The organism is uncultured Mucilaginibacter sp., from assembly GCF_903913935.1.
In the GTDB taxonomy this organism is placed as follows: domain Bacteria; phylum Bacteroidota; class Bacteroidia; order Sphingobacteriales; family Sphingobacteriaceae; genus Mucilaginibacter.
This window is the reverse complement of the sequence record NZ_CAIWNH010000425.1, coordinates 1-8,595: the sequence shown is the minus strand read 5'-3', so window position 1 is coordinate 8,595 and position 8,595 is coordinate 1. Positions and strand designations below refer to the sequence as shown.

The following is an 8,595-nucleotide window of genomic DNA, read 5'->3' as shown; positions in this document are numbered from 1 at the left end:
TCAATTGTTATACGTTTTATATGACACCATGCAGGGACACAAAGTTTTGTGTCCCTACGATACCAACGAAAAATCAATCTGCTTCTTCGTCAGATCCACATTTTTCACCCGGATTTTCACTTCATCACCCAACTGGTAAACCTTCTTTTTACGCTGGCCGATGATGGCGTAGTTTTTTTCGTCTAAAGTATAAAAGTCGTCGGATATATCACGCAGGCGAATCATGCCTTCGCATTTATTTTCAATAATCTCCACATACATGCCCCATTCGGTAACGCCCGAGATGACGCCGCTGTAAACATTGCCCACCTGATCTTTCAAAAACTCAGCTTGTTTGTATTTGATAGAGGCCCTTTCGGCGTCCGCCGCCTTCTTTTCCATTTGCGAACTGTGCTGGCAAAGCTTCTCGTAATGCTCGGCATTGGCGCTCTGTCCGCCATTCAAATAATGGAACAGCAAGCGGTGCACCATCACATCAGGATAACGACGGATAGGAGAGGTGAAGTGCGTATAATGATCAAAAGCCAAACCATAATGGCTGCTGCTTTTGGTGGTATAAATCGCTTTTGCCATGGAGCGAATGGCCAGTTGGGTAAGCACGTTCTGTTCCTTTTTACCTTCCACATCTTCCATTAAATAATTAAGGGATTTAGCGGTTTCCTTATCCGATTTAGTGTTGATCTTATACCCAAACCTAGCGGCAAATTGTGCAAAATTGGCCAGCGCCTCAGGTTTCGGCGTATCATGCACGCGGTAAACAAAGGTGTATTTATGTTTGCCTTTACCCATTTTGCTGACATACTCGGCCACTTTTTTATTGGCCAGCAGCATAAAATCTTCGATCAGCTTATGGGCATCCTTGCGTTCTTTTACATACACGCCAACAGGTTTACCGGTTTCATCCAGCCTGAATTTAACCTCGGTAGTTTCAAAACTAATGGCGCCGTTTTTAAACTTGCGGTCGCGCAGTTTATGGGCCAGGGCATTTAGTTTGAGAATTTCATAAGTAAAATCGCCCGCTTTTGTTTCTATCACTTCCTGTACTTCTTCATAAGCAAAGCGCCTGTCCGAATGGATGATTGTTTTTCCAAACCATTCGGTAATGATATGGGCTTCTTCGTCCATCTCAAATACGGCCGAAAAGCAAAGTTTGTCCTCTTTTGGACGAAGCGAGCATAAACCATTTGAAAGGCGTTCCGGCAACATCGGGATCACCCTATCAACCAGGTAAACAGAAGTTCCGCGTTCATCCGCCTCTTTATCCAATGCCGAATCAGGTTTGATGTAATGCGATACATCAGCGATGTGTACGCCGACTTCGAAATTTCCATTTTCCAATTCTTTAAAGGAAAGCGCGTCATCAAAATCCTTGGCATCAAACGGGTCGATGGTAAAAGTGGTCGTTTCCCTGAAATCCCGCCGTTTGGCGATCTCTTCTTTGGTAATGATATCAGAAATCTCTTCCGATTCATGTTCAACCTCTGCCGGAAATGACAATGGGAAACCATATTCCGCCAGGATGGCGTTCATTTCAGTATCATTCTCGCCCTGCACACCCAGTATCTGTTTGATACGGCCGATAGGGTTTTTGGCATCTGCCGGCCAGTCGGTGATCTCAGCAATCGCTTTTATACCATTTTTAGCGCCGTTAAGGTCGTTTAGGGGGATAAAAATATCGTGCATCATTTTCCGGTCATCCGGGATGAAGAATGCAAAGCGCTCGGAAAGTTTTACGATCCCGGTGAACTCCATTTTGGCGCGTTCGATGATCTCGATTACTTCACCTTCTTTGTTTTTGCCTTTGCTTTTGGCATAAACATAAACTTTTACTTTATCACCGTTAAGGGCATTGCGCAATTTGCGGGGGGCAACAAAAATATCGTTCTCAAATTCATCGTTGGTGACGATAAAGGCCGAGCCGTCATTGGTCATATCTACCACACCTTCGATAAAGGTTTTGAGTACCAGCAACTGGAATTTGCCCGGGGTGATTTCTTTTAACGTTCCTTTTTTCGATTCATCCTTAAGAATATCAAAGATAATTTCGCGGGCTTCCGGGTCGCGGACGTTGAGTTTGGCAGAAACTTGTTTATAATTTAATGGCGTATTGCCGTTTTGTTCGAATATATCCAGCACCATTTGGGTTAGCACCTGGTTGATGGAAGAGTTGTTTTTCTTTTTAGACATTTATTAAATTGTATTGATGCAAAGATACGGGTTTTGAATGCGGATTGCGGAATGTCGATTGCGGAAGTTTTTTTGAATGTGAATAGGGCTTTAACTCATGCTTTATACGAACATTCAATCAGAGCCATTGTTTTCATCAAATTCTTTAAGCTCTTTTGACGATTTACCTGATAAAATATCCGGAAGCCATTTTCTGAAATCTTTGTTGGATACTTTTTTATTGTTCTCAATGCTTTTTAGCAAGTTGATAACCCTGGGGTTGTTATAGTTGTTTATAATAATTCTTTTACGCAAAAATTCGGGACTAATGGCATCTTGCAAAATACCCTCCGGCAATTTATTGTCATTGTATAACGATAAAATAAGATTACAAAGCTTAACATAGTCATCCACATTAAGGTTTTGCATCGCGCAAATGCAGATAGCCACCTGCATGTTATTGAAATTACCTTTATCGAGAAATGTCATCACGTCGTTTCGATAAAATTCGCCGTGTTCCATGATGTTTACAAATGCTTTATCAGCCAGCAGCGCTTCATAAAAATCCAGCGTATCGTTTTTTCGTTTGTCAATAAAACTAGCAAAATCAATTTTGTGGTAATGGGGATCTAATTTCACCGGTACTAAGTGTTTTTGGCTGTTTTGGCTGTTATTTGAACAACCTTGGTTTACGGCAATCATTGTAAAGGAAAAAAACACAATAAACCTGTTTTTCATATCAATAGTGCGTTAATAAGGTAACGTCCCTTAATGTTAACTTTCTAATCATGCACCGGGTATTGATGCGATCAGCCGTTTCGTATATTCTTCCTTGGGATGCTCATAAATCTCGTCCGGATCGCCCATTTCAACAATCTCGCCTTTGTTCATTACCATCATCCGGTCTGATATGTGTTTGATCACAGCGAGATCATGTGATATAAAGATGTAGGTAAGGTTGAATTCCTGCTGCAATTCCCTGATCAGGTTAAGTACCTGGGCCTGTACAGATACATCCAACGCCGAAACCGATTCATCACAAATGATAAACTTTGGCTGCAGGGCCAGAGCACGGGCTATGACGATCCGCTGCCTTTGCCCCCCCGAAAACTCGTGCGGGTAGCGGTTAAAATGCTCCGGCGGCAAGTTTACGCGCTCCAGCAGTTCCAAAACTTTGCGCTTGCGTTTGGTATCATTGCTGTAAAACTGGTGAACCTGTAAGGGTTCCATCAAGGAATCGCCAACGGTAAGACGTGGGTTTAACGAGGAGTAGGGGTCCTGGAAGATGATTTGGATGTTGCGCCTGATCTCTCTTAATTCATTCTTTTTAAGGCTGCGCAGGTCGGTATTCTCAAAATTAATGCTTCCGGAGGTGGGTTCAATCAGCCTTAAAATACTGCGGCCCAAAGTAGTTTTCCCACAGCCTGATTCACCAACCAGCCCTAGCGTTTCGCCGGGGTAAACGTCAAAACTCACCTGGTTAACCGCTTTTACAAAGTCTTTTGATTTTCCAAACACATTATGACCTATTGGAAACCAGGTATTTAATTGGTTTATTTTGAGTAATGGTTCCTGTTGGTACAGCTTTCTCTTTCTTTCCTTAACTTCCCCAGGTTGATACAAATAACCTTCTCTTATTTTTTCAATGCTGGAAGCCGTTTGGTTTTCACTGTCCAGAAAATCCGATACCACCGGCAGCTTTTTAAGGTGATAAGCAGGTGAGGGGCGGCAAGCCAGCAAACCTTTGGTATAGGGATGTTTGGGACGGGCAAACAAGGTTTTCACCATCGCTTCTTCTACCACCTCGCCCTTATACATCACCATAACGCGGTCTGCAATTTCGCTGATCACCGCCAGGTCGTGCGAAATAAAGATCAGGCTCATATTACGTTCGGCCTTCAGCTTATGCAATAGTTCGATGATCGTTTTTTGAACAGTAACATCCAGCGCGGTAGTAGGTTCATCAGCGATCAGGATCTCCGGGTTGCAGGAAAGCGCCATCGCGATCATCACTCTTTGCTTTTGCCCGCCGGAGATCTGGTGGGGATAACTATCGAAAATAGCCTCAGGCCGTGGCAGTTGTACTTCTTTAAATAAAGCGATGGTTCGATCTTTCGCTTCCGCTTTGTTAACGCCAAGATGTAATTGAATGGCCTCAGTAATCTGAAAACCACAGGTTAAAACGGGATTGAGGGAGGTCATGGGTTCCTGGAAGATCATGGCCATATGGTGGCCCCTGATCGTCCGCATTTCAGTTTCCGGCATTTTGCACAGGCTTTGCTCATTCAGCAATACCTGCCCGCTGATTACGGCTTGCTTTTCATCAAGCAAACGCATCAGCGCAAGCGAGGTAACCGACTTTCCAGACCCTGATTCACCCACAATACCAATCGTGTCGCCCTTATTTAAGTGGAATGAAATCCCCTTAACCGCCTCAAAATAGCCGCTTTGTGTTTTAAACTTAATGTTAAGATCCGTTACTTTCAGCATTTTAAACGCCTACAAGGGTGATTGATTCATCGGGGATCAGTTCCTCGCCGCGGTAACGCCTTAACAACTGGGCAGTTGCTACTACATCCTTCTGGCAATACGTCGCTATTCTTTCCAGTTGGTTATCTACCCAGTAAACACGACCTACCATGCTGCCATCAATGTCATCTTTTGGGGTGGGTATATTAAAAATCGCGGTCAGTAATGCTAACGAAGTATAATTTTTGTAATCGCCAAATTTCCATAATTCCATGGTGTCCAAATGGTTGATCTCCCATGGTTTTTTGCCGGATATTTCCAGTTGGGATGGGATTTTTACGCCGTTGACCAGCATCCTGCGGCAGATGTACGGAAAATCAAACTCCTTGCCATTGTGTGCGCACAATATCAAACTCGGCGGCTGGCTAACTAACAAAGCGGCAAATTTTTCGAGCAGTTCTTTTTCGTCGTGTGAGAAAAAAGATTTGACCCTCAAGCCCGTATTTTTACCATTGATGAAGATCCCCACCGAAATACAAATGATCTTGCCAAACTCAGCCCAGATGCCGGCCCTTTCATAAAATTCTTCCGCGGTCTCCTCTTTCCGCTGGTATTGCGTCTTCAAATCCCATAGTTTTTGAAAATGATCAGGCACTTCAGCAAAACTGCTGTATTGCGGAACGGTTTCAATATCAAGCACCATCAGGTTATGAAGATCGTATTGTTCAAGCATATTATGTTTGTTACAATCCAAATATAAAGAAAATGCTGGAAACGCCTCACCTAAACGGCGCAACCCTCACTCATCCTCTCCAAAGAAGAGGACTTGAACTGCGCTATTTTTTAGCCCTCTCCTTTGGAGAGGGTTGGCTGAGGCTTCACTTCTCCAGCACCTCAAATCCGACATGCACCATATTGCCGTTCCCATCCACCAAAGTAAGGATATGTTTACCAGGCGGCGGGTTTAATGCCAGTTGATGAAAATCCTGGGTTTCGCCGACATAATTATCATCCAGGTGCCAGAATATTTTAACGCCGTTTTGCCGGTGCGCGGCATCAAACACAACCCGGCCACGGCTACCATCCGCCTCAAGCGGAACGTATATTTTAGCGCCCTCTTTCGGGTAGATGATCTCCATCGGGTTGCCACGCTCACCCTGCGCACAATCCGGCCTGAAGGGTGGCAATACATGGTATTGGTAACTCCGGCTTTTGTAATAATACTCCATGGATGGCGGCAACACAAACCATTTTTTGTTGATGATCTGGTCGGGCGGTACGCAATTGCCTGTTACCTGCCATTTGCCGTCGGCGCTTAAATGCACCAGCTGGTGCCAGGGGCAAACGGGCGCTTTGAGGCCTCCTTTGGGCACGTATTCATCATAAGTATCCTCGCAATATTCACCTGCGCGGTAACCGCTTTGCTTGCAGACTTTTATTTTCACCATTTCGCCGACCGGCATATCAAACCCTTGCCGGGTAACCGGCAGCAGCCTGAAAATCTCAAACATAGCCGGAGCAGCGGTATTGATCCCTGTCAATCCCGGCCGGCCTTCGCCGTCGGTATTGCCTACCCAAACCGCAACCACATATTTGGGGGTAATGCCTATGGCCCAGCCATCCCTGAAGCCAAAACTGGTACCTGTTTTCCAGGCAATGCGCTGGGTGGAACTGAAGCGGTTCCACAACATTTCCTCGCCGGGGCGCATTACTTCTTCCATGGCCTGCAGGGTGTAATAAATAGACCCGGCATCCAGCAAACCTGTTTTTTGCAGGTCGGGCTTTTTTGCCGGCGCAATGGTATAAACCGGGTTGTGGTAGTCAGCGGGATCGTATTTGCCGTTGTATCTATTATAGTGATTGAGCACACGGGCCATATCAGCATAAGATCCTGCCAGTTCCCAAAGGGTATTCTCACCTCCGCCCAGTATCAGCGACAAACCATAATGACTGGCCGGCTTATTCAGCGTAGTCATTCCTATTTTATGCAACTGATCGTAAAACCTGTCGCTTTTATATTGCTGCAACAGCCTTACAGCCGGAACATTAAGCGACCGCGCCAAAGCCTGCGAAGCAGGCACCGCGCCATCATATACCAGATCGAAGTTTTTTGGGTGAAAGCTCAGGATCTGGGTTGGAATATCAGGCAATAAACTATTTGGCAAGATCAACCCATCGTGCATCGCCGAGGCATAGAGCAAGGGTTTTAAAGTACTTCCTGGGCTTCGCGGCGCATTTACCACATCAACGTCGCTTTGCATCGTCGAATCCTCCGGGTGGGATATATTGCCCGCATAGGCCAGGGTCGCGCCCGTTTCCACATCCAGCACAACTGCCGCAATATTGTTGATATCGTTTGCTTTTAATTGCTGGTGGTGCCGCTCCAGTATCTGGTTAACCTGGCGCTGCAGGTTGGTTTGAATGGTAGTTCTCAACCTTGTATCGCCAAAGCGCTTAGCCTGGCTATCAACTTTAAAACGCTCCAGCAGGTGAGGGGCAAGCTGCGGCAACGGCAAAGGAAGGTCAGGAACAGGTTCCAGTTTGGCAAGCGAGGCGGTGCTGGCATCAATAATTCCCTGCTGTACCAGTTTATCCAGCAGCATATTCCTTTTTTTGAGCAACGTCGCACGGTTTTTGCCAGGATTGACAAGGGAGGGCGCATTGGGCAGCACCGCCATCGCGGCCATCTCTCCCCATGATAATTTATCAGGACTGCGCCCGAAATAACGCCAGGAAGCGGCGTCCAACCCAACCACATTACTGCCAAAGGGGGCATTACTGGCATAAAGCGACAATATTTCGCTTTTATTGTAGCCGCACTCGAGGCGCATGGCCATAAAGATCTCTTTTAGCTTATTCAGATAAGTACGTCTATCTTTCGTAGCCAGTCGGATGACCTGCATAGAAATGGTACTGCCGCCGCTTTCCACTTTTCTCGAGCCAAAGTTCTGCTTAAAAGCCCTGCCCAAAGCCAGTACATCAAAACCAGGGTGGTGCATAAAACGCTTATCCTCAAAGGTGATGATGCATTGCTTGAATTTTTCGGGCACTTCATCATTTGGCGGAAAGCGCCATTGACCATCTGAGGCTATCGCCGCGCCAAGCAAATTGCCGTTAGCATCGTCAATTACATAGGAGGTAGGGCTTTTAAAAAGCGGATTTGGCAGGCAAAACCAAAACAGCAAGACAGAAATACCTAAAAACGAAAGTATTATTATTATTTTTGGCCTTTTCAGAAAGGCTTTTACACCACTTAAAATCGGTTTCATTTAATTAGGATGAAGATACATAAGTTATCCATTGTTATCCCAGCATACAACGAAGGAAATACGATCCATTTGATTTTAAACAAAATTAAGGCCGTAAACCTCATCGAAAATATTCAAAAGGAACTCATTATTGTTAACGATTGCTCCAGCGACCATACTGAAGAAGCGATCAACGCGTATAAATCAGAAAATCCGGGCCTCGAGATCAGTTACTTTAAGCACGAAACCAACAAAGGCAAAGGTGCTGCTATCCATACCGGCATCTCCAAAGCAACCGGTGAATACCTTATCATCCAGGATGCCGATTTGGAGTATGACCCCGAAGAGTACAACGACCTGTTAAAACCCGTTAGCAATGGCTTTGCCGATGTAGTTTACGGTTCGCGCTTTATGGGCAGCAACCCGCACCGGATCTTATTCTTCTGGCATACCATCGGTAACCGCTGGCTTACTTTCGCTTCCAACATGTTCAGCAACCTTAACCTGACGGATATGGAAACCTGCTACAAGCTTTTTGATACCAAACTCATCCAGTCCATCAAATTAAGTGAGCAACGTTTTGGCTTTGAGCCGGAGGTTACCCAAAAGCATCGTCCCTCCATCCGAAAACTGAGTTTCTCCTTTCAAGGTACACGACAACGAACCATCTGTTTTACCTATTTTATATAGTGCATTTCCGGAATTAATCATA

At 45.3% G+C, this 8,595-nt stretch carries 6 protein-coding genes; 1 reads left to right on the top strand and 5 read right to left on the bottom strand.

Annotated elements, in window-relative coordinates:
• Window positions 1-54: 54 nt before the first annotated feature.
• From rnr to pbpC, 5 genes are all read right to left on the bottom strand, one after another.
• Window positions 55-2,187, bottom strand: a complete 2,133-nt coding sequence (gene rnr / locus QZY09_RS17245; protein ID WP_295674377.1) for a ribonuclease R — start codon at window positions 2,185-2,187, stop codon at window positions 55-57.
• Between the two features lie 114 nt (window positions 2,188-2,301).
• Window positions 2,302-2,805: a hypothetical protein gene (locus QZY09_RS17240; protein WP_295674376.1), complete on the bottom strand. Its 504-nt coding sequence runs from the start codon at window positions 2,803-2,805 to the stop codon at window positions 2,302-2,304.
• Between the two features lie 147 nt (window positions 2,806-2,952).
• Window positions 2,953-4,656: an ABC transporter ATP-binding protein gene (locus QZY09_RS17235; protein ID WP_295674374.1), complete on the bottom strand. Its 1,704-nt coding sequence runs from the start codon at window positions 4,654-4,656 to the stop codon at window positions 2,953-2,955.
• A gap of 1 nt (window position 4,657) precedes the next feature.
• Window positions 4,658-5,368, bottom strand: coding sequence for a 3'-5' exonuclease (locus QZY09_RS17230; protein ID WP_295674372.1), 711 nt, complete (start codon window positions 5,366-5,368; stop codon window positions 4,658-4,660).
• A gap of 145 nt (window positions 5,369-5,513) precedes the next feature.
• A complete protein-coding gene (pbpC, locus tag QZY09_RS17225) occupies window positions 5,514-7,904 on the bottom strand; it encodes a penicillin-binding protein 1C (RefSeq protein ID WP_295674369.1) in 2,391 nt (796 codons plus the stop codon).
• 9 nt (window positions 7,905-7,913) lie between these two features.
• Here pbpC and QZY09_RS17220 point away from each other — a divergent pair, with 9 nt between their 5' ends.
• Window positions 7,914-8,573, top strand: a complete 660-nt coding sequence (locus QZY09_RS17220; RefSeq protein ID WP_295674368.1) for a glycosyltransferase family 2 protein — start codon at window positions 7,914-7,916, stop codon at window positions 8,571-8,573.
• Window positions 8,574-8,595: the final 22 nt, after the last annotated feature.

Bases quoted from the DNA above. Each gene is read 5' to 3' on its own strand.
- rnr (WP_295674377.1), bottom strand. From the start codon at position 2,187: ATGTCTAAAAAGAAAAACAACTCTTCCATCAACCAGGTGCTAACCCAA.
- QZY09_RS17235 (WP_295674374.1), bottom strand. From the start codon at position 4,656: ATGCTGAAAGTAACGGATCTTAACATTAAGTTTAAAACACAAAGCGGC.
- QZY09_RS17230 (WP_295674372.1), bottom strand. From the start codon at position 5,368: ATGCTTGAACAATACGATCTTCATAACCTGATGGTGCTTGATATTGAA.
- pbpC (WP_295674369.1), bottom strand. From the start codon at position 7,904: ATGAAACCGATTTTAAGTGGTGTAAAAGCCTTTCTGAAAAGGCCAAAA.
- QZY09_RS17220 (WP_295674368.1), top strand. From the start codon at position 7,914: ATGAAGATACATAAGTTATCCATTGTTATCCCAGCATACAACGAAGGA.